This is a genomic window from Streptomyces sp. NPDC030809, assembly GCF_055572195.1.
The window spans coordinates 24,259-42,869 of record NZ_JBVIDV010000018.1 but is presented as its reverse complement, the minus strand read 5'-3'; the positions used below and the strand labels follow the sequence as shown (position 1 = coordinate 42,869).

The 18,611-nt window shown below is 74.5% G+C and carries 15 protein-coding genes; 6 read left to right on the top strand and 9 right to left on the bottom strand.

Going from position 1 to position 18,611, the window contains the following annotated elements:
* Nucleotides 1-63: 63 nt before the first annotated feature.
* A complete protein-coding gene (locus ACZ407_RS23260; RefSeq protein ID WP_468131195.1) occupies nucleotides 64-333 on the top strand; it encodes a hypothetical protein in 270 nt (89 codons plus the stop codon).
* Nucleotides 334-524: 191 nt separating this feature from the next.
* Here the strand turns inward: ACZ407_RS23260 and ACZ407_RS23255 are convergent, their stop codons facing one another.
* The 4 genes from ACZ407_RS23255 to ACZ407_RS23240 all read right to left on the bottom strand — a co-directional run bounded on the left by ACZ407_RS23255 (nucleotide 525) and on the right by ACZ407_RS23240 (nucleotide 5,627).
* Nucleotides 525-2,204, bottom strand: a complete 1,680-nt coding sequence (locus ACZ407_RS23255) for an AMP-binding protein (RefSeq protein WP_468131193.1) — start codon at nucleotides 2,202-2,204, stop codon at nucleotides 525-527.
* A gap of 111 nt (nucleotides 2,205-2,315) precedes the next feature.
* Nucleotides 2,316-4,154 (bottom strand): glycoside hydrolase family 15 protein, encoded by a 1,839-nt coding sequence (locus ACZ407_RS23250; RefSeq protein ID WP_468131191.1) that lies wholly within the window; start codon nucleotides 4,152-4,154, stop codon nucleotides 2,316-2,318.
* A gap of 51 nt (nucleotides 4,155-4,205) precedes the next feature.
* Nucleotides 4,206-5,222 carry a hypothetical protein gene (locus tag ACZ407_RS23245; protein ID WP_468131189.1) on the bottom strand — a complete coding sequence of 339 codons (1,017 nt, stop codon included), beginning with the start codon at nucleotides 5,220-5,222 and terminating at the stop codon, nucleotides 4,206-4,208.
* A 39-nt stretch (nucleotides 5,223-5,261) separates the two neighbouring features.
* Nucleotides 5,262-5,627 (bottom strand): hypothetical protein, encoded by a 366-nt coding sequence (locus ACZ407_RS23240; RefSeq protein ID WP_468131187.1) that lies wholly within the window; start codon nucleotides 5,625-5,627, stop codon nucleotides 5,262-5,264.
* A gap of 75 nt (nucleotides 5,628-5,702) precedes the next feature.
* On the opposite strand from ACZ407_RS23240, the gene ACZ407_RS23235 reads away from it, so the two are divergent.
* Nucleotides 5,703-10,433, top strand: a complete 4,731-nt coding sequence (locus tag ACZ407_RS23235; RefSeq protein WP_468131185.1) for a CHAT domain-containing protein — start codon at nucleotides 5,703-5,705, stop codon at nucleotides 10,431-10,433.
* 28 nt (nucleotides 10,434-10,461) lie between these two features.
* On the opposite strand, the gene ACZ407_RS23230 is transcribed toward ACZ407_RS23235, so the two are convergent.
* Nucleotides 10,462-10,752 carry a DUF6225 family protein gene (locus ACZ407_RS23230; protein WP_468131183.1) on the bottom strand — a complete coding sequence of 97 codons (291 nt, stop codon included), beginning with the start codon at nucleotides 10,750-10,752 and terminating at the stop codon, nucleotides 10,462-10,464.
* Between the two features lie 176 nt (nucleotides 10,753-10,928).
* On the opposite strand from ACZ407_RS23230, the gene ACZ407_RS23225 reads away from it, so the two are divergent.
* Both ACZ407_RS23225 and ACZ407_RS23220 read left to right on the top strand, forming a co-directional pair.
* Nucleotides 10,929-12,203, top strand: coding sequence for a phage baseplate protein (locus tag ACZ407_RS23225; RefSeq protein ID WP_468131181.1), 1,275 nt, complete (start codon nucleotides 10,929-10,931; stop codon nucleotides 12,201-12,203).
* 71 nt (nucleotides 12,204-12,274) lie between these two features.
* A complete protein-coding gene (locus ACZ407_RS23220) occupies nucleotides 12,275-12,724 on the top strand; it encodes a hypothetical protein (protein WP_468131179.1) in 450 nt (149 codons plus the stop codon).
* Nucleotides 12,725-12,745: 21 nt separating this feature from the next.
* Here ACZ407_RS23220 and ACZ407_RS23215 read toward each other — a convergent pair whose 3' ends face one another.
* From ACZ407_RS23215 to ACZ407_RS23200, 4 genes are all read right to left on the bottom strand, one after another.
* Nucleotides 12,746-13,534: a class I SAM-dependent methyltransferase gene (locus ACZ407_RS23215; RefSeq protein WP_468131177.1), complete on the bottom strand. Its 789-nt coding sequence runs from the start codon at nucleotides 13,532-13,534 to the stop codon at nucleotides 12,746-12,748.
* Between the two features lie 97 nt (nucleotides 13,535-13,631).
* A complete protein-coding gene (locus ACZ407_RS23210) occupies nucleotides 13,632-14,582 on the bottom strand; it encodes a transporter (protein ID WP_468131175.1) in 951 nt (316 codons plus the stop codon).
* Nucleotides 14,579-15,541, bottom strand: a complete 963-nt coding sequence (locus ACZ407_RS23205; protein ID WP_468131173.1) for an ABC transporter ATP-binding protein — start codon at nucleotides 15,539-15,541, stop codon at nucleotides 14,579-14,581. Before ACZ407_RS23205 ends, ACZ407_RS23210 begins: the two co-directional genes overlap by 4 nt.
* Nucleotides 15,538-15,975 (bottom strand): GntR family transcriptional regulator, encoded by a 438-nt coding sequence (locus tag ACZ407_RS23200; RefSeq protein WP_468131171.1) that lies wholly within the window; start codon nucleotides 15,973-15,975, stop codon nucleotides 15,538-15,540. The genes ACZ407_RS23205 and ACZ407_RS23200 overlap by 4 nt, the downstream gene beginning before the upstream one ends.
* 258 nt (nucleotides 15,976-16,233) lie before the next feature.
* On the opposite strand from ACZ407_RS23200, the gene ACZ407_RS23195 reads away from it, so the two are divergent.
* Both ACZ407_RS23195 and ACZ407_RS23190 read left to right on the top strand, forming a co-directional pair.
* Nucleotides 16,234-17,097, top strand: coding sequence for a S1 family peptidase (locus tag ACZ407_RS23195; RefSeq protein WP_468131169.1), 864 nt, complete (start codon nucleotides 16,234-16,236; stop codon nucleotides 17,095-17,097).
* 287 nt (nucleotides 17,098-17,384) lie between these two features.
* Complete coding sequence (locus ACZ407_RS23190; protein WP_468131167.1) at nucleotides 17,385-18,431, top strand: M4 family metallopeptidase; 1,047 nt, start codon at nucleotides 17,385-17,387, stop codon at nucleotides 18,429-18,431.
* Nucleotides 18,432-18,611: the final 180 nt, after the last annotated feature.

Sequence of the window (18,611 nt, the reverse complement as noted above, 5' to 3'; positions counted from 1 at the left end):
GAAGTCCCCCAGCGGGGCTCGGAACCGCAAGTCCGACAGGAAACCCGAAATGAGGAACCCACCATGAACGCGAAGATCTTTCGAACCGCTCCGGCTGCCGCTCTGGTGACCGCGGGCCTGCTGGTGGCCGGTCCGGTCGCGGCGGCCTCCGCCGCTCCGCAGCACTCGGCCGCCGCCGTGTCGGCCCCGCAGCTGGCGCACGCCGGCAAGTACGGGCCGTACTCCAGCTCCTCTTCCTGCCAGTCGGCCGGGAAGAAGGGCAAGGACCAGGGCAAGTGGCACAAGTACTACTGCAAGCAGGAGCACGGCAAGTGGTACCTCTACACCTCCTGACGACGGTCCCCGCGACCGCCGCCCGCCGGTGGCCCAGCCCCTGCCGCTGAAGTGCGGCCCCCTCCATGACGGCCGGGCCCGGGAGTCCTCTCCCGGGCCCGGCCCCTTCGTGCGCGTCCCCGCCCCGGCCGGTCGGCGCGTACGGATGTCCCCGCCCCGGCCGTCGGCGCGTACGGCGTCCCGCCCGGCGGTCAGGCGGGGAAGGCCCCTTCGGCCAGCAGCCGGGCCGCCGTCTCCCGCATCTCGATCTTGCGGATCTTCCCGGTGACGGTCATCGGGAACTCGCCCACGACGTGCACGTACCGGGGGATCTTGAAGTGCGCGAGCCGGCCCGTGCAGAACTCCCGGACCGCGGCGGCCGTGAGCGGCTCGGCGCCCTCGCGCATGCGCACCCAGGCCATCAGCTCCTCGCCGTACTTGGCGTCGGGGACCCCGATGACCTGGACGTCGAGCACGTCCGGGTGGGTGTGCAGGAACTCCTCGATCTCCCGCGGGTACAGGTTCTCCCCGCCGCGGATGACCATGTCCTTGATGCGGCCCGTGATGCTCAGGTATCCGTCCCCGTCCATCACCGCGAGGTCCCCGGTGTGCATCCAGCGGGCGGAGTCCACGGCCTCGGCCGTCTTCTCCGGCTCCCCCCAGTAGCCGAGCATCACCGCATAGCCGCGGGTGCAGAGCTCGCCGGGGGTGCCGCGGGGCACGGTCCGCCCGGTGTCCGGGTCCACGACCTTGATCTCCAGGTGCGGGCCGACCCGGCCGACGGTGGCGACCCGGCGTTCGACCGAGTCGTCGGCGCGGGTCTGCGTGGAGACCGGGGAGGTCTCGGTCATGCCGTAGCAGATGGCGACTTCGGTCATGCCCATGCGGTCGATGACCTCCTTCATCACCTCCACCGGGCAGGGCGAGCCCGCCATGATGCCGGTGCGCAGGCTGCCGAGGTCGTAGCCGTCGAAGCCGGGTTCGGCGAGTTCGGCGATGAACATGGTCGGCACCCCGTAGAGCGAGGTGCAGGCCTCCGCCTCCACGGCGGCGAGGGTGGCGGCCGGCTCGAAGGAGGGGGCCGGGATGACCATGGCGGCCCCGTGGCTGGTGCACGCCAGGTTCCCCATGACCATGCCGAAGCAGTGGTAGAAGGGCACGGGGATGCAGACCCGGTCCCGCTCCGTGTAGTGGCACAGCTCGCCCACGAAGAAGCCGTTGTTGAGGATGTTGTGGTGCGAGAGGGTCGCGCCCTTGGGGAAGCCGGTGGTCCCCGAGGTGTACTGGATGTTGACGGGATCGTCGGGGCTCAGGGCGGCCTGGGCCTCGGCGAGCCGGGCGGGGTCGGCGGCCCGGCCGCTGTCCAGCAGGCCCTGCCAGCGCTCGCCGCCGAGCAGGACGACGTGCTCCAGGCCGGGGCAGCGGGGCCGCACCTCCTCGATCATGGCGGCGTAGTCGGAGCTCTTGAACCGCTCGGCGGCGGCGAGCAGCCGGATGCCCGACTGGCCCAGTACGTATTCCAGTTCGTGGGAGCGGTAGGCCGGGTTGACGGTGACGAGGATCGCGCCGATCTTCGCGGTGGCGTACTGGAGCAGGGTCCACTCGGCCTGGTTGGGGGCCCAGATGCCGACCCGGTCGCCCTGGGCGATGCCGAGGCCGAGGAGTCCGAGGGCGAGGGCGTCCACGTCGGAGGCGAACTCCGCGTACGTCCAGCGGCGTCCGGTGGCGAGCTCGACGAGCGCGTCCCGGTCCGGGAAGGCCCGTACGGTCCGATCGAGGTTCTCGCCGATCGTTTCGCCGAGCAGCGGCACGTCGCTCGTGCCCGAGGCGTAGGACGAGGACGGCGGGTGGGGCGCGGGTGCCGTGTGCGACGTCTTCGGCGGGACGGCCACGTGGGTCCTCCTGGGGTCGTCGGGCGTGCGGGCCCGGCAGGACGGGAGCCCTTCATGATCCCCGCTCGGACCGGCCCGGACCAGCCCCCGGCCGGGGCGCGCCCTCCGCCGTCACCGCCTCCGCTCGCGCGCCCGGTCCAGGGCCTCGTCCAGGGTGGTGGCCGCCATGATGAGCGACAAATGGGTGAACGCCTGCGGAAAGTTGCCCAGTTGCTCCCCGCTGGGGCCGATCTCCTCGGAGAACAGCCCGACGTGGTTGGCGTAGGTGAGCATCTTCTCGAAGGAGAAGCGGGCCTGCCGGACCCGCCCGGCCCGGGCCAGCGCGTCCACGTGCAGGAAGGTGCACAGGCTGAACGTGCCCTCCGCTCCGCGCAGTCCGTCCGGCGAGGCCTTGGGGTCGTAGCGGAACACGAGGCTGTCCTCGACGAGTTCGCGGTCGATGGCGTCGAGGGTGCTGAGCCAGACCGGGTCGGTGGGGCCGAGCATCCCCACCCGGGGGATCAGCAGCAGCGAGGCGTCGAGGACGTCGCCGCCGTAGTGCTGCACGAAGGCCCCGCGCTGCACGTTCCAGCCGCGCCGCATCACCTGTTCGAAGATCGCGTCGCGGGCTTCCCGCCAGCTGTCGGGCGGCGCCGGGCGCCCGAACTCGGCGGCGAGCCGCAGCCCGCGGTCGAACGCCACCCAGGACATCACGCGGCTGTACGTGAACTCCTTGGGACCGCCGCGGGTCTCCCAGATGCCCTCGTCGGGCCGGTCCCACGCCTCCGTCAGCCAGTCCAGCATCGAGGCGACGGCCTGCCAGCCGGCGTAGGTCGGCTGGGCGTCCCGGCCCTCGCCCTGCGCGAGGGCGTAGAGGGCCTCCCCGTAGATGTCCAACTGCACCTGGTCCGCCGCCGCGTTGCCGACCCGTACGGGGTACGAGCCGCGGTACCCCTCGAAGTGCTCCAGCACCTCCTCGGGCAGCCGCGGGTCCCCGTCCACCCGGTACATGATCTGGAGGGGCTGCACCGCGCCGCCCTTGGCCGTGCCCCGCTCGGTCACCCGGTCGGTGAGCCACTGGGTGAAGGCCGTGGCCTCCGCCACGAAGCCCAGGTCGAGCAGGGCCCGTACGGACAGCGAGCCGTCGCGGATCCACGTGTAGCGGTAGTCCCAGTTGCGCTCGCCGCCGACGAGTTCGGGCAGGCCCAGGGTGGCGGCCGCGATGGGGGCGCCGGAGGGCAGGTAGGTGAGGAGTTTGAGGGTGATGGCGGAGCGGTGCACCATGTCGGGCCAGCGGCCGCGGTAGCGGGTGCTGCTCATCCAGTCCTGCCAGTAGTCGACCGTCGCCCACAGTTCGGCCTCGATGGCCGCGGCGTCCACCGGTCCCGGGGCCGCCGCGTCGGGCGCGTCCGCGGTGAACGCCGCCCCGGCCTGCTCCCCCCGGTTCAGGACGATCTCCCCCCGTACGTCCGCCTCGCCCTCGCATTCCATGGGGATGTCGGACTGGAGGAAGCCGGAGCTGCCCGCCGCCCGGAACTCGGCGGTGCGCCCGTCGATCCGCACGGTGTGCCGGTCGCGCCCGAAGCCGAAGCGGGGCCGGCACTCCAGGACGAAGCGCACCGTGCCGCGCGTGCAGCGCACCACGCGCATGAGGGTGTGCCGGGTGGCGCGCCGGGCCGTGCGGTCGGGGGGCATCCAGTCGAGCAGCTCCCCCACCCCGTCCGGGGACATGAAGCGGGTCACCAGGACCGCCGTGTCGGGGTAGTACAGCTGCTTGACGGTGACCCCCGGCCCGTCCATGGCCAGCCGGAACCAGCCGCCGCGGTCGTGGTCCAGGAGCGCGGAGAAGATCCCCGGGGAGTCGAAGCGCGGGGCCGCGAACCAGTCCACCACGCCCCGGTCCGAGATCAGGGCCGCCGTCTGCAGGTCTCCCACCAGGCCGTGGTCCGCGATGGGCGGGTAGCGCTCCATGGGTCCACTATCGGGCAGGGGCCGCACCCCGGCGATCCGGCATGTCCGGGCTCAGGCGTGTTTGCGCAGGTGGGCGGTGACCTGCGCGCCCACGGCCGGGGGCAGCGGGCCTTCGGGGACCTCGAAGCCGAGTTCGCGGGCGAGCAGGGCGGCCCGCAGGTCGAAGGCGGCCTCGGTGAGGTGGGCGAGGGTGTCGACGGCCGCGTGCGTACGGCGCCGCCCGCGCAGGAACAGCCCGGCCGCGAACAGGAGGAAGGGCCACCACAGCAGCCCCGGCAGCACGCACAGCAGGGCCCAGCCGGCGAGGGTGACGGCGGCGTCGAGTTCGGTGCGCGCCGCGCGCAGGGTGTTCTGCTCGGGCTCCGCCATCACCAGCCACAGGCGCGGCCAGGCGAAGCCGAGGTCGAGCCGGTACCAGGCCCAGATGCGTGCGTCGACGGCGGCCAGCCGGTCACCGGCCCAGGTGGGGCGGGTCGGAGGACCGAGGGCGACCGCGTTGCGCCGGGCGGCGAGGGCGTCGATCCGGGCCCGGTCCTGCGGCGAGGGCCGCCGGGCCGCGGGGGCGGGGGCCTGCCGGACTGCGGCGGGTGCGGCGGCGTCCGGCCCTCCGGGCTCTTGCGCTCCGGCGGGTGCGGCGGCGTCCGGCCCTCCGGCGGGCGCGGCGGGCTCCTGCGCTGCGGCCAGCGCGGTGCGGTAGCGGGAGTCCAGCTCCTGCCAGCGGGCGGCGCGGCCCGCGGTGCGGCGGGCCGCGAGTCCCCGCAGGGCAGCGGGCCAGGGCTCGAACCACAGCCGGGCGAGGACCGCGGCGGCCCCGCGCGCGGCCAGCCCGGAGGCGGCCGAGAGCACGGGCAGGACGGCCACGAGCAGCACCCACGGCGAGCGGCGGCGGCCGCCGAAGGGTCCGTCGGCGTCCAGCAGGGCGGTCAGCCGGCCGAGGTCGGCCCAGTGGGCGTGCCCCAGCCGGTACGCGGCCACCGTGCCGGCGACGAAGAGCAGCCCGGGCAGCACCACGCCGGCCACCCAGCGGTCGGCGTAACGGCGGCCCAGCTCGGCGAGCATGGTGTTCACGGCGCTCCGCTCCTCCCCCGGCCGGTTGCCGGCATGTGGTCAGGCGAACCTGAGCGGGCGGCCGTGGAGCGAGCACACCGGCAGGTCCTCGCCCGGTGCGGGCTGCTCCGCGCGGCGGCAGGTTCCGGCCGGGCACCGGTAGCCGCCCAGGGGGACATGGCCGGGCATGCCGCCGGGCAGCGCGACCAGGCCGGGCTGCTCCCCGGGTGCCGGGACCGCGCGGGCCGTCCAGGACTCGAGGAGCCGCAGCAGCCCCAGTGCTTCGAGCCGTGCTTCGACGGGCTCCCCGCGGCGCGCGGCCTCCGCGGCCTGCTCCAGCGCGGGCCCGTCGCCGGTGCTCTCGGCGACCGCCCGCAGCCGGGGAAGTTCCCGGCACAGGGTGCTCAGCAGCTCCGCCGTGTCCACAATCCGCCTCCTCCGCGGTGGAGTTGATGGATCATCATGTCATGTGAAGGGCGAGGCGGGGTGACGGGGGCGGGGATGGCGGAGAAGAGCGGCTGGGCCGAGGCGGACCGGCTCTCGGCCGCCCTGGACGAACGGCTGGAGGCCTTCTGGACCGGCGGCGACCGGGAAGCCGTCCTGGCGCCCGACGCCGTGGCGGAGGCGACGGCGCTGCGGCTGCTGGTCCTGCGCTCCCCGGATCCGGCCGCCGCACCGGCCGCGGCCGACGGCCCCCGCGAGGGGGTGTACCTGCTGGACCTGGCCCCGCTGTACCGGGTGGCCTGCCTGCACTTCGCCCGCTGCCTGGTGCTGGGAACCGGGAACGAAAGCGCGCAGGAGGACGTGCAGTTGACCCTCGCGCTCTTCTCGTTCGTGGGGCGCTTCGCCCCGGGGGAGGTACCGGAGCAGCTCCGCGAGGCGGTGGCCGGGGTGGACCTCCCCGCCCCGTACGACGTACCCGGCCTGGTGGCCGAGGGCCTTGAGCTGACCGCACGCTGGACGGGTACCGGGGACGGCGAGGCGCTGGAGGAGTCGGCCCGGCTGTGGCGCGAGGTGCTGAGCGTGCTGCCCGAGGGCCACCCGGCCGTCCCGATGATGCTGTCCAACCTGTCGTTCGCGCTGCGCAGCCGGTTCACCCTGCTCGGCGACGGCGACGATCTGGAGGAGGCCGCGGAGCTGGGCCGGGCGGCCGTACGGCTGGCCCCGCCGGAGGATCCCGAGCGGGCGCTGTACCTGGCCAACCTCGCGGGCACGCTCTCCGCGCGGTACGGGAGGCGCCGGATCCGGGCCGACCTCGACGAGGCGGTGGCGGCCGGCCGGGAGTCCGTGCGGGTCGCGCCTGAGCCGCAGGCCCTGTTCCATGCCAACGCGGGACTGGCCCTGCTGCTGCGCCACGAGCAGGACGCCGGCCCGGCCGATCTGACGGAGGCCGTGGAGGCGCTGCGGCTCGCCGTCTCCGCGGCCGCGCCCGACGATCCGCAGCGGGCCTTCTACCTGTCCACGCTGGGACTCGCCCTCGACCGGCGGTTCACGCGTTCCGGGGACCCGGCGGACCTCGACGGGGCGGTGGACGCGGCGATCCGGGCGGTGGTGGCCTGCCCGCCGGGGCACCCGGCCCGGCCCGGGTACCAGGCCACCCTCAGCGGGGTGCTCCGGTCCAAGGCCGAGCGGTCCGGGACGGCCGCCGACCTGGACGCGGCGGTGGATGCCGCGCGCCGGGCCCTGGCGGCGGCCCCCGCCGGCGCCCCGCAGCGCTCCCTGCTGCTGTGCTCCCTGGGCGATGCGCTGCGGCTGCGCTTCGACCGCCGGGAGGACCGGGCGGATCTGGACGAGGCGGTGGGACTGTTCCGGCAGGACCTGGACGAGAGCGCGGACCTCGGGACGTCCGGGACGACGGCGTACAAGCTCGGCCACGCCCTGCTGACGCGCCTGCGCCACACGGCGGACCCCGCGGACGCCGACGCGGCCGTGGCCGCGGCCCGGCTCTGCGTGGAGTCCTCCGGCGGCGGAGGCCCCGACCGCGGGATGCCGCTGAGCCTGCTCGGGGAAGCGCTGGACGCCCGGCACCTGCGGTCCGGGGCCGCGGCCGACAACGACGCGGCGGTGGAGGCCCTGACCGAGGCCTGCGCCTTGCTCGCGGACTACCACCCGGCCGCCCTGGCGAAGTGCCGGTCCGAGCTCGCCCACGCGCTCTCCCACCGGTTCGACCGGACGGGCTCCCCGGCCGATCTCGACGCGGCGGTCGAGGCCTGCCGGGAGGCGCTCCGGCTGGGTCCGGACTCCCCGGAGCGCGTCGTGGACGAATCGCACCTCGGCGGGCTCCTGATGCAGCGCTTCCACCGCACCCGGGACCCCCGCGCGCTCGCGGAGGCCCTCGACCGGCACCGGCGGGCCGCCCGGTCCCTCGCGGGAAACCATCCGCAAAGGGCCGGCCAGGTGCACTTCAACCTGGGCGTGGCCCTCCAGTCCGCGTACGAGCAGTCGGGCGACCTCGCCGTGCTGGACGAGGCGGTGCAGCGCCTGGAGGAGGCGGTGCGCAGCGACCGGCCGGCCGGGCCCGCCGACGCGATGGGCCTGTCCCACCTGGGCGCCGTCCTGCGCAGGCGGGGTGAGCGGCTCGGCCGCCCGGAGGACCTGGACCGTGCGGTCGGGCTGAGCCGGCAGGCGGTGGCCGTCCTGCCCGCCGACCACCCGCACCACGCCGTGTACCTGTCCAACCTGAGCACCGCCCTGCTCAGCCGCTACGTCCGCTCCGGCGGGCAGCAGGACGTGGAGGAGGCCGTCCGGACGAGCCGTCAAGCCGTGGCGCGTACCCCGCCGGGCGCGGGGTACGAGCTCGCCGTCCACCAGGCGAACCTCGGCCTGGCCCTGCGCCGGCGGTACGAGCTGTCGGGTGCGCGGGCCGACCTGGACGGGGCGGTGGCGGCGGAGCGGGCCGCGGTGCGGGCGCTGCCGGCCGGGCACCTGGACACCTCCCTGTACCAGGGGAACCTCGGCATCGCGCTGCTCAACCTGTACGAGCGCTCCCGCGGGACCGCCGCACTGGACGAGGCGATCGAGGCGGGGCGGGCGGCCGTCGGGGCCGTGCCGCAGGGGCATCCGCTGCGGCCCGGGCACCTGTCGAACCTGTCCCTGGCCCTGCTCGCCCGCTACCGCGCCGGCCGTGAGCGGGCCGACCGGGACGAGGCGGTGGCCTGCCTGCGCCAGGCCCTGGACGCACTCCCGCCGGGCCATCCGTCGCGGGGCGTGTGCCTGGCCAACCTGTCCCGCGCCCTGTTCGACGGGTTCTCCCTGGCGTACGACCCGGCGGCCGGCGCCGGCCCGTTCCGGCGCCGTGCCTCGGACCCGGCCGTGGAGGAGGCGCTGAAGCACGCCCGGGAGGCGGTGCGGCTGACTCCGGCGGAGGACGTGAACCGGAGCATGCACCTGTCCCAGCTCGCCTCGGTGCTGTTCGTCCGCGCCGTGATGCGGAGGAACCCCTTCGGCATCAGGAAGGCGTACGCCCTGTTCCGGGAGGCCGTGGGGAACGCCACCGCTCCCGCCCGGGTCAGGTTCCAGGCGGCGCGCAGGTGGGCCGCCGCGGCCACCGCGGCGGAGGATTGGCCGCAGGCGCTGGCGGCCCATCGGGCGGCGGTCGCGGAACTGCCGCTGCTGGCCTGGCACGGGCTGGACCGGGCGGACCGGCTCGACGCCCTGGGCCCGTCCGCAGGTCTGGCCGGGCAGGCCGCGGCCGCCGCCCTGAACGCGGGGCGTCCGGAGGAGGCCCTGCAGCTGCTGGAGCAGGGCCGCGGTGTGCTGCTGGCCCAGGCGCTGGAGGCCCGCGACGACATGACCCGGCTGCGGGAGCTGGCACCCCGCCTCGCCGACCGGTTCCGGGAGGTCCGCGCCCTGCTGGACGCCGAGGAGGGTGCGGGCGCCCCGGCGCCCGTGGCGTCCGGCACCGAGGCCGCAGGTCCCGGACCGGTCGGGGAGCGGCAGGCGGCGGACCTGCGGCGGGAGCTGGCGCGCGAGATGGACGATCTGGTGGCCCGGGCGCGGGAGCTGCCGGGGCTCGGTGACTTCCTGCGGCTGCCCTCCCCCGAGCGGCTGCGGGCCGCGGCGGCGCACGGCCCCGTGGTGGTGGTGAACACCAGCGAACTGCGGTGCGACGCGCTGATCGTGACCCGGGAGGGCCTGCGCCCGGTCCCGCTGCCGGACCTGCGGCTGACCGGGCCGGGCGGGGTGGCGGAGCGGGCCGGGGAACTGCTCGCCGCGCTGGCCGCGGCCGGCCGGTCGGCGGCGGACGCCTGGCGGGCCCAGCGGATCCTGCTGCGCACCCTGGCCTGGCTGTGGGACGCGGTGGCCGGGCCGGTGGTGGCCGAGTTGGAGTCCGGCGCGGGCCCGGCGCCGGAGGGCGCCGGGCCGCCGCGGCTGTGGTGGTGCCCCACCGGCCTGCTCTCGCTGCTGCCGCTGCACGCGGCCGGGCACTACGGGCCGGGCCCGGGTGCATCCCGAGGAGCCCCTGCGCAGCCCCCGCGCACCCTGCCGGACCGGTACGTCTGCTCGTACACGACCACCTTGCGGGCCCTGGCGGCGCAGTCGGAACCGGAGGGCGCGGCGGCCGGACGGGCGGCGGGTCCGGGGGCGGCCGGCCCGGGCGCAGCCGGTGGCGGCCGCGGCCGGCTGCTCGCGGTGGACGCGTCCCACGCACCGGGGCTGCCCGCACTGCCGCACGCGCGGACGGAGGCCCGCAGGGTGGCGGACCGGGTGCCGGGGGCCACCCTGCTGGCCGGGGCGGACGCCTCCCGCGGGGCGCTCCTGGAGGGCCTGCCCGCCCACGGTTTCCTGCACTTCTCGGGTCACGGCAGCCAGGACCCCGCCGACACGGCAGGCGGGGCGCTGTTCTGCCACGACCACGACAGCGCCGGTCCGCTGACGGCCGCGGACATCGCCCGGCTGCGGCTGTCGGGGGCGCAGCTGGCGTTCCTGTCGGCGTGTGAGACCGCGCGCGGCGCGGCCGGGCTTCCCGACGAGGCGGTGCACCTGGCCGGGGCCCTGCAACTGGCCGGGTTCGCCCATGTGGTGGCCGCGCAGTGGGTGGTGGGCGACGCGAACGCGCTGCGGGCGGTGGAGGAGTTCTACGCCGGGCTGGCCGCGCCGGAGTCCGCCGCGGGGCCCGCGGGCCTCGACGCGGGCCGGTCCGCGCGCGCCCTGCACGCGGCGGTGCAGCGGCTGCGGGAGCTGGACGGGGACCCGCTGTGGTGGGCCGCGTACGTGCACACCGGGCCCTGAGCGCAGGACCCGGGCACGGGCCGGGGGTTCAGTCGAGGTCGAGGTAGTAGACGCCGGCGGAGGCGTCGGCGAAGAGGGTGAACTGGACGCGCGGCTGCTCGCCGGGACCGTCGTGCCGGTCCTCGTCGCCCTCGGGCCCCTCGGGATCCACCTCCACCGGCTCGGCGTCCACGAGGACGTACTCGCCGTAGCCCTCGAAGTCCCCGGGGCTGTCCGCGACGCCGATGTGGATCGGGGTCTCGTCGGGGAGCCCGGCCAGCGCCTGGCGCAGCCTGCCCGCCGTCCACACCTGCGGCTCATGCTCGAACGTGTCTGCCATGCGCCGAATGTAGAGGCCGCGGGGAGCGGCCCGGCGCCGCCGCGCCGGGGGCGCGGAACGGGAGTGCGAGCGTGCTCCGAATGGCCGGGAGGCCGGTCCGGAATGACAAATTCCACTCTGGCAGAATGACGCGCTCCGATGGCGGAGAGCCGGAAGTGAGCAAAGGAGCCACGGCGTTGAGTGTCACCATTCCAGGACAAATAGACATAGCGGGGCCGGTGGGCAAACTGCTCCACCGCCGTCCGCTCAAGAACACGACCGTGATGCAGTCGTTCGGCATCGACCCGGTCACGGGCGAGGTCTACGTGGCCCAGGTGGTGCAGGGCGGCCTGACCCTCTCCGGCGAGTCCGGGCCGCTGACCGGCACCGAGCGGGCGACGAACGGGGACCTGTGCGTGACCCGGCTCGACGGCTCGGGCGCCATCACCGGCCACATGTACCTGCGCGGCTTCGGTCACGGCGTGTCCATCGGCGTCGAGAACCGGGGCGGAACCCCGTACCTGTGGACCGAGACCGACGCCAAGCCGAACAAGGAGAACGACGGCTACGGCACGGCGGTCACCAGCTTCGCCTTCCGCACCGGCACCGTCCTCGACCACGGCTCCCCGCTGCTCTCCCCGCAGCACACGCCGGTGGCCGGCGCGACGAACGTGACCTGCACGGTGGACCCGACCACCAACCGGCTCGTGGTCCGCTTCCTCTCCGGCACGATGCAGTACGAGTCGTACGACCTCGCCAAGGCGGCCGCGGGGGTCTGGGAGCCGATCGCGCGCCTCACCCAGCCCGACCCGCACGGGGTGTTCCAGGGATACGCCTCGCTGGGCGGGGTGCTCTACATGCTGGCCGGCGAGGCCATCAGCGCCGCCAACCCGGACAATCCTGCGCCGGGCAACACGTACCTCACGGCGGTGGACTGGGCCACCGGCGAGGTGCTGGACCAGCAGCGCGTCCTGGCGGCTCCCGGACTGGAGTACCGGGAGCCGGAGGGCATGGCCGTGTCCGTGCGGGGCGGGGTCCCGCACCTGCACTTCGGTTTCGCCTGTGAGGACCCGAGCCCGCGCACCGCCACCATCCTCTCCCTGTCGGGCGCCCCCGAGACCGACGGCGTGAAGGTGCTGACCGACTGGCAGACCATCGCGCTCGCCGCCGGGGTCACCGCCGACCAGAACCCCCCGAAGGGCCGGCTCATCAGCCTCGGCGGCACGACCACCCTCCAGCTCAGCGGCGGGGTCAAGGGCACCTTCGACGCCGATGCCGTGATCGGCACCCTGCCGGACGCCCTGACCCCGAGCATGGTCGTGCGGGCGAGCGTCCCCCGGAACAACGTCGGCGGGTTCGTCGCCGCCCGGGTCGAGGCCGACACCAATCGCGAACTGCGGCTGTACGGCGGCCGCAGCACCAACGCCATCACGTGGGCGCAGCTGGACTGCTTCAGCGCGGTGTGGCGCTGACGCCGGCCGGTCCGGCCGCCCGTCCCCCGTTCCCCTTCCTCCTCCCGCTTCCGTCAAGGAGACGTCCGAACATGTCGCAGAACCGCCGCAGCATCCTCGGTGCCGCCTTCGCCCTGCCCGCCGCCCTGACCGTGGGCACCGTCGCGGCCGCCGCACCCGCGGCCGCCGCGGGCGGGGTCGAGGCCGGAGAGTGGGCCGACCTGCTCCTGGAGCCCGGCATCACCGCGCAGGCCGGGGCCACCCCGCAGGTCCGCATCGTCACCGTCGCCGGCACCACGTACCTCCAGGCCCGGGGTGCGGTGACGTGCTCCCTCGCCACCGACGCCAAGATCGCCACCCTGCCGGGCGGCCTCAAGCCCACCGGCTACATCCGGGCCGTGGCCCCGCGCAACAACAGCCAGGGCATCAACTCCTGCCGTTTCGAGGTCAACCCCGCGGGCGCCGTGTCCATCTACGGGGCCAACGCCGGCAACACGATCGGCTGGGTGCAGTTCGACTCGGTGCAGACCGTCTGGCGCTGAGGCGCGGCGCCGGCCGGGCCGTCACTCCGGCCGGGCCGGCGCTGTCACCCGGATCTTGGACTGGCCGTGGTCCAGGAGCTCCCAGTCGTCCATGAAGCGGGCTTCGAGCCCGTGCTTGGCGGCGAGGTCCAGGAGGGTCTGCGTGCGGTAGTAGAAGTCCTCGCGCAGCACCTGGTGCTCGGCCCCCTCGGTGCGGTCGAAGGTGAAGTCGAAGAAGCCTCCGGGGGCGAGGATCCGGCCGACGTGCGCGAGGCATTCGTCGATGATCCCGATCGGCGAGTGGGAGAACACGCTGTGGGCGTGCACCACGTCGAAGTGCGCGTCGGGCAGGAAGTCCAGCGTGAGGTCCTTGGTGAGGGTCAGGTGCGGCAGCTTGGCCTGCAGCTCCTGCCGGGTCAGGGTGTCCTTGGCGGAGATGAGGATGTCCGGCGAGATGTCGATCCCGTAGTAGTGGCCGGTCTCCAGGTGCTCGATGAAGCGCCAGCCCGCCCGGAGGTTGCCGCAGCCTATGTCCAGCATGGTGTGCCGGGGGCTCAGCCCGTGCCCGAGGAGGTAGTCGAACTGCATCTTGCCGAGGGCCAGCCAGCGGTCGTGGGTCCGGCTGCCGACGGCCGCCTCGGGGTTGCGGGCGGCGTCGGAGGCCATGACGGCGCGGTAGTAGCCGACGTGGTCGGGGTGCTTGACGCGCAGCCAGGTGTCGCGGGCCGCCCGGCGGACGTACGGGGCGATGCGGCGGGGGTTGCGCACTGCGTAGCGGACCTTGTGGGTCAGCGTGGTGCGGTTGGCGACGAGGTTCTTCTTGCCGGCCATGCGGAGTTCCTCCGGAGGGGTCTGGCGGTGTGCGGTGGTGCCGTGCGGCGGCCGCGGCGCCCGGGCGGGCGCGCGGCCGGCGGGAGCGGGAGCGGGCTCAGACGAAACGGGTGCGGCGGCGCAGGAGTACGGCCGTCAGCGCGACGAGGGCCAGCGCGAGCACGAGGTACACGAGGGTGTCGATCTGCTGGAAGGTCCAGTAGTCGGAGCTCGGGTACACCTTGTGCACCCGGCCCACGTACCCCTTCTCGGCCATGCAGCGGCGCAGCTCCTCGCCGGAGAAGAGGCAGTTCTCCAGGGGGTGCTGCCCGCCGTCGGGGGTGAGGTAGCGGTAGCCCGCCGACCAGGCGCTGCCGATCAGCCGCTTGGGGGTGGTGCCGGGGGTGATCCGGTCCACGGGGGACACGAAGTCCCGGCGGAAGAAGGTCAGTACGGCCGCGGTGGCGAGGACCGCGCCGAGGGTGATCCCCATCGCGGGCAGGGTACGGCGTACCAGCAGGCCGGTCGCGGTGCCCGCGGCCAGGGCGAACAGGGCGGCGGCGACGGCCGCGGGGCCGGTGGAGTTGAGGATGTACGGGTCGTGCCAGTAGACGCCGTTCAGCATGTTGGCGACGGGCTGCCACCACCAGAGCGTCAGTCCGGCGAACGCGGCGGACAGGACGGTGGCGCAGCCGGCGGCCAGGGCGAGGCGGGCGGTGAACCAGCTGCGCAGGCCGGCGCCCTGGGTGAGGACGAGCTTGATGGTACCGCTCTCCAACTCGCGGCCGATCAGCGGGGCGCCCCAGAACATGCCGATGGCGGCGGGGACCAGGAGGCCGAGGCTGCCGAGGAGGCGGATGCCCGAGCCGGCGCTGTCCATGGCCTCGAATGCCTCGGGCGGGCAGGTGCCGTTCCAGCCCTTGCACCGGCTCAGGTCGTAGCCTCCGATGGCGTCCATGAGGTCGGCGCGGCGGACCGCGACCCAGACGGTGCACAGGAGGAGGAGCAGGGTGCCCGCGAGGACGAGCGGGCGCTGCTGGCGCCAGGCGAGCCACAGGGTGCCGGTCATGCCGCGGCCTCCGTTCGGTGGGGCGCGCCGGTGCCGGCGGGCACGGCCGGCGGGGCAGAGCGCAGGTGGGCGAGGAGGAGCTGTTCGAGGGAGGGGGTGGCGGTGACCCAGCGGTCCTCGCCGTCCGGGCCGCCGAAGCCGGCCGGGCGGGCCGTGCCGGGGGCGTTGCGCACCAGGGCGGTCAGCTGGCGGCCGGTGGTGGCGGCGTGGACGACGGCACTGCGGTCGGCGTCGGCGGGCAGCCCGTCCGGGGTCCCGGGGTCGGCGCGGCCGGTGAGCCGGGAGTGGGCCTCGCGCAGGTCCTCGGTGTCCCCGGCGAGCCGGAGCCGGCCGCCTTGGACCAGGAGGACGTGATCGCAGACGTCTTCCAGCTCGGGCAGGACGTGCGAGGAGATCACGATCGTGGTGCCGCGCTCGGCGGCGTCGGCCATGAGCAGTCCGGTGATCTCGTGGCGGACCAGCGGGTCGAGGTCGGCGAGCGGCTCGTCGAGGAGGAGCAGACCGGCCCGCTTGGCCAGGGCGAGGGCGAGGGCCACCCGGGTGCGCTTGCCCCCGGAGAGGGTGCCGACGCGGGCCCGCGGGGAGATGCCGCCGGCGCGCACGATCCGCTCGGCCTCGTCCTGGTCCCAGCCGTGGTTGAGCCGGCGGGCCATGGCGAGCGTGTCGGCCACCGTGAAGTGCGGGAAGAGCGGCTTGTCCTGGCTGACGAAGGCGGTACGGGCCAGGGCCTGCGGGGTGCCGGGTGCGGCGCCGAAGACCCGCACCTCCCCGGCGGTGGGCCGCAGCAGGCCGGCCGCGAGGTGCAGGAGGGTGCTCTTGCCCGCGCCGTTGGGGCCGACGAGTGCGGCGATGCGGCCGGCGGGCAGGTCGAACGTGCAGTCCGTCAGGGCGGGTATGCCCCGGAACCTCTGCTCGACCGCGGTGACCTGCAGTGCAGGGGCGGCGGTCGGGTCGTTCACTTCTCGTCCTTTCGTGTGGGTGTGGTCCGCTCGGCCCCGGCCGGGGGCGAGACTGCGGCCTCGGCTTCGGCCCGGGCCGCCTCGACGAGTGCCGTGATCTCCTCGCGGTCCAGTCCGGCGGCGTGCGCCCGGCGCATCCATGCGAGGAGCTCGGTGCGCAGCGGGGAGTCGGCCGCGGCCTCGGGGCGCGACAGCGAGCGGGTGACGAAGGTGCCGCGGCCCGGGCGGGGTTCGACCAGCCCCTCCCGTTCGAGCTCGCGGTAGGCCTTGAGCACGGTGTTGGGGTTGATCGCGGTCGCCTCGACCACGGCCCGGGCGGTGGGCAGCCGGTCACCTGGTTCCAGCACGCCCAGTCTGAGCGCCTGTTTCACCTGGTTGACGAGCTGCAGATAGGTGGCGACACCGCTGTGTCGGTCCACCTGAAACTCGATCATCTCCGCCTCATTGCATCGTTCCACTAATGCGTTAGTGGAACGATGCAATCGGAGGTGGCGATCCGTCAAATCGGGACGGGCCGCACAGGGGTGGCCGAGCGGCGGGGGCCGGAGCGCCGCCTTCCGGCCGGACGCACCGCAAACGCGCCAACCCGGCCTGGACCCTTGCCAGTTGACACTTCCGTCCCAACAATGCACATGACAATCGAAGGATCTTCGGTTGTGTCGCCACCAGCGCCATCAGAGGGGAACCCCCACATGAACAAGCCTCTCGCCAGCGCCCTGCTCGCCCTGCTCCTCACCGGAGCGGCGGCAGGCCCGGCCTTGGCTTCCGCACCCCAGTCGACCGCCCCGGCCCCCGCATCCCGGGAGAAGGCCGCACCGGCGGTGGCCGTCACGTACGCGGGAACCGTCGCGCTCAGCAACTGCTCCGGCTCCGTGGTCCGCGCCCCCGGCTCCCTGTCCACCGACCCGGCACTCGTCCTGTCCAACGGGCACTGCCTGGAGACCGGCTTCCCGGCCGCCGGCGAGGTCGTCAAGGACCAGGCGTCGAGCCGCTCGTTCACCCTGCTCACCGCCTCCGGGGCGCGGGCCGGGACCGTGCGCGCGAGCAAGATCGCGTACGCGACCATGACCGACACCGACGTCTCGATCTACCAGCTGACCAAGACGTACGCGCAGATCCAGAGCCAGTACGGGATCAGCCCGCTCACGCTCAACGACGCGCACCCGGTGGCGGGAACCGCCATCAAGGTGGTCTCGGGCTACTGGAAGCGGACGTACAGCTGCAACATCGACGGGTTCGCCTACCGGCTGCTGGAAGGCGAGTGGACCTGGAAGGACTCGGTCCGCTACACCTCGTCCTGCAACACGATCGGCGGCACCTCCGGCTCGCCGGTCATCGACACCGCCACCGGCAAGGTCGTCGCCGTGAACAACACCGGCAACGAGGACGGCGGCCGCTGCACGGACAACAACCCCTGCGAGGTGGACGAGAACGGCACCGTGACGGTCCGCCAGGGCATCAACTACGCCCAGGAGACCTACACGATCGTGCCCTGCATCGCCCCCGGCAACAAGATCGACCTCAGCCGCCCGGGCTGCGCCCTGCCCAAGCCGTAACCGCCCGCCGGCCCCGCGGACCCCTTCCCCCGCCGCACGGGGGAAGGGGTCCGCGCATTTCCGGCGCGGCGGCCGGCGGGCGCGGGCGGGGCGGCGGGCGACGGGAGGGAACGGCCCGGTACGCACCGATAGGGCCGGAAACCGGCCACTGGCGGGCTGGTCCGGACCATCGGTGCGGTCTGGCAAATGCCTGGTCACGTTCCTTCCGGAGGCCTGGCCAAAGGGGTGGGGCGTAGGCAAGGATCACGCCGCACCCCATGCCACCGCTCCACGACGAGAGGATGTCTATGGCCCGCCGCACATCCCGCGGCCTGATCGCCGCGGCCACCGCCACCGTGGCCGTGTTCACCCTGGCCGGCCCCGTCTCCGCGCTCCCCGCGGGGAACGCGGCCGGACTCCCCCAGGCACGCGTCTTCATGGTCAACCCGGTGCAGGCCACCGGTGACCAGAACCTCGCCGACGGCAAGGATTCGGCCACCGCCGTGCCCGCCTCGGCCTACGCGACCGTCGCCCTGCGCAATCTGGACGCGAGCGGCACCCTGTCCGGCACGTGGGCGCGCGTCCGCTCCGAGACCGGCGCGCCCGCCCAGGTCGCCCAGGCGGGCGCGTACAACCGGTCCGACGACCAGTTCGAGCAGGTCATGGCCTACTTCTGGGTGAACCAGGCGCAGGAGTACCTCCAGGGGCTCGGCTTCGGCACCGAACTGCCGGGCGCCAACAACCGGGTGCAGCCGGTCCGCATCAACCAGTGGGGTGCGGACAACTCCTTCTTCACCGACAAGAAGGACGAGATCCGCTTCGGCAAGGGCGGGGTGGACGACGCCGAGGACGCCGAGGTCATCGTCCACGAGTACGGTCACGCCGTGCACGACGCCCAGGTCCCGGGCTTCGGTTCGTCCCCCGAGGCGGGGGCGATCGGCGAGGCCTTCGGCGACTACCTGGCCGTCGAGGTCGGCACCCACGCGGCCACCGCGAACGGCTGGCCGGTCAAGACGGACCTCGCGTGCGTCGCGGACTGGGACTCGGTGCCGTACAGCACCGCCCCGCACTGCCTACGGCGCATCGACGGGAACAAGGTGTACGCCGACCGGACCGGCGAGGTCCACGCGGACGGCGAGATCTGGTCCCGGGCGCTGTTCGACATCCGCGGCGCCCTGGGCGCCCGGACCGCGGACCGCATCATCGTGAACGCGCAGTTCGGCTTCAAGCCGGACACGGACTTCCGCGACGCGGCGCTGACCACGATCGCGACGGCCGGGCGCATGTACGGCCCGACCGCGGCCGCGGCCGTCCGCGCGGCCTTCAAGGCGCGTGAGATCCCCGGCATCCAGTAGCAGTCCTCCCCGGTGGCCGCCCCCACGGTTCCCGGAAGCAGCCGCCCCGCCGGCCCGGGAACATCCCCGGGCGGGCGGGGCGGCTCGCGTACGGGGTATCCCGCCCGGGAACACGTGACCACGGCGGGGCGGGCGACGCCCCGTGGCCGGTCGGACGGCCCAGCGGGCAGACTGGTGGGG

Coding starts and splice junctions, on each gene's coding strand:
- ACZ407_RS23190 (WP_468131167.1), top strand. CDS start 17,385: ATGGCCCGCCGCACATCCCGCGGCCTGATCGCCGCGGCCACCGCCACC.
- ACZ407_RS23230 (WP_468131183.1), bottom strand. CDS start 10,752: ATGGCAGACACGTTCGAGCATGAGCCGCAGGTGTGGACGGCGGGCAGG.
- ACZ407_RS23215 (WP_468131177.1), bottom strand. CDS start 13,534: ATGGCCGGCAAGAAGAACCTCGTCGCCAACCGCACCACGCTGACCCAC.
- ACZ407_RS23195 (WP_468131169.1), top strand. CDS start 16,234: ATGAACAAGCCTCTCGCCAGCGCCCTGCTCGCCCTGCTCCTCACCGGA.
- ACZ407_RS23235 (WP_468131185.1), top strand. CDS start 5,703: ATGGCGGAGAAGAGCGGCTGGGCCGAGGCGGACCGGCTCTCGGCCGCC.
- ACZ407_RS23250 (WP_468131191.1), bottom strand. CDS start 4,154: ATGGAGCGCTACCCGCCCATCGCGGACCACGGCCTGGTGGGAGACCTG.
- ACZ407_RS23220 (WP_468131179.1), top strand. CDS start 12,275: ATGTCGCAGAACCGCCGCAGCATCCTCGGTGCCGCCTTCGCCCTGCCC.
- ACZ407_RS23260 (WP_468131195.1), top strand. CDS start 64: ATGAACGCGAAGATCTTTCGAACCGCTCCGGCTGCCGCTCTGGTGACC.
- ACZ407_RS23210 (WP_468131175.1), bottom strand. CDS start 14,582: ATGACCGGCACCCTGTGGCTCGCCTGGCGCCAGCAGCGCCCGCTCGTC.
- ACZ407_RS23200 (WP_468131171.1), bottom strand. CDS start 15,975: ATGATCGAGTTTCAGGTGGACCGACACAGCGGTGTCGCCACCTATCTG.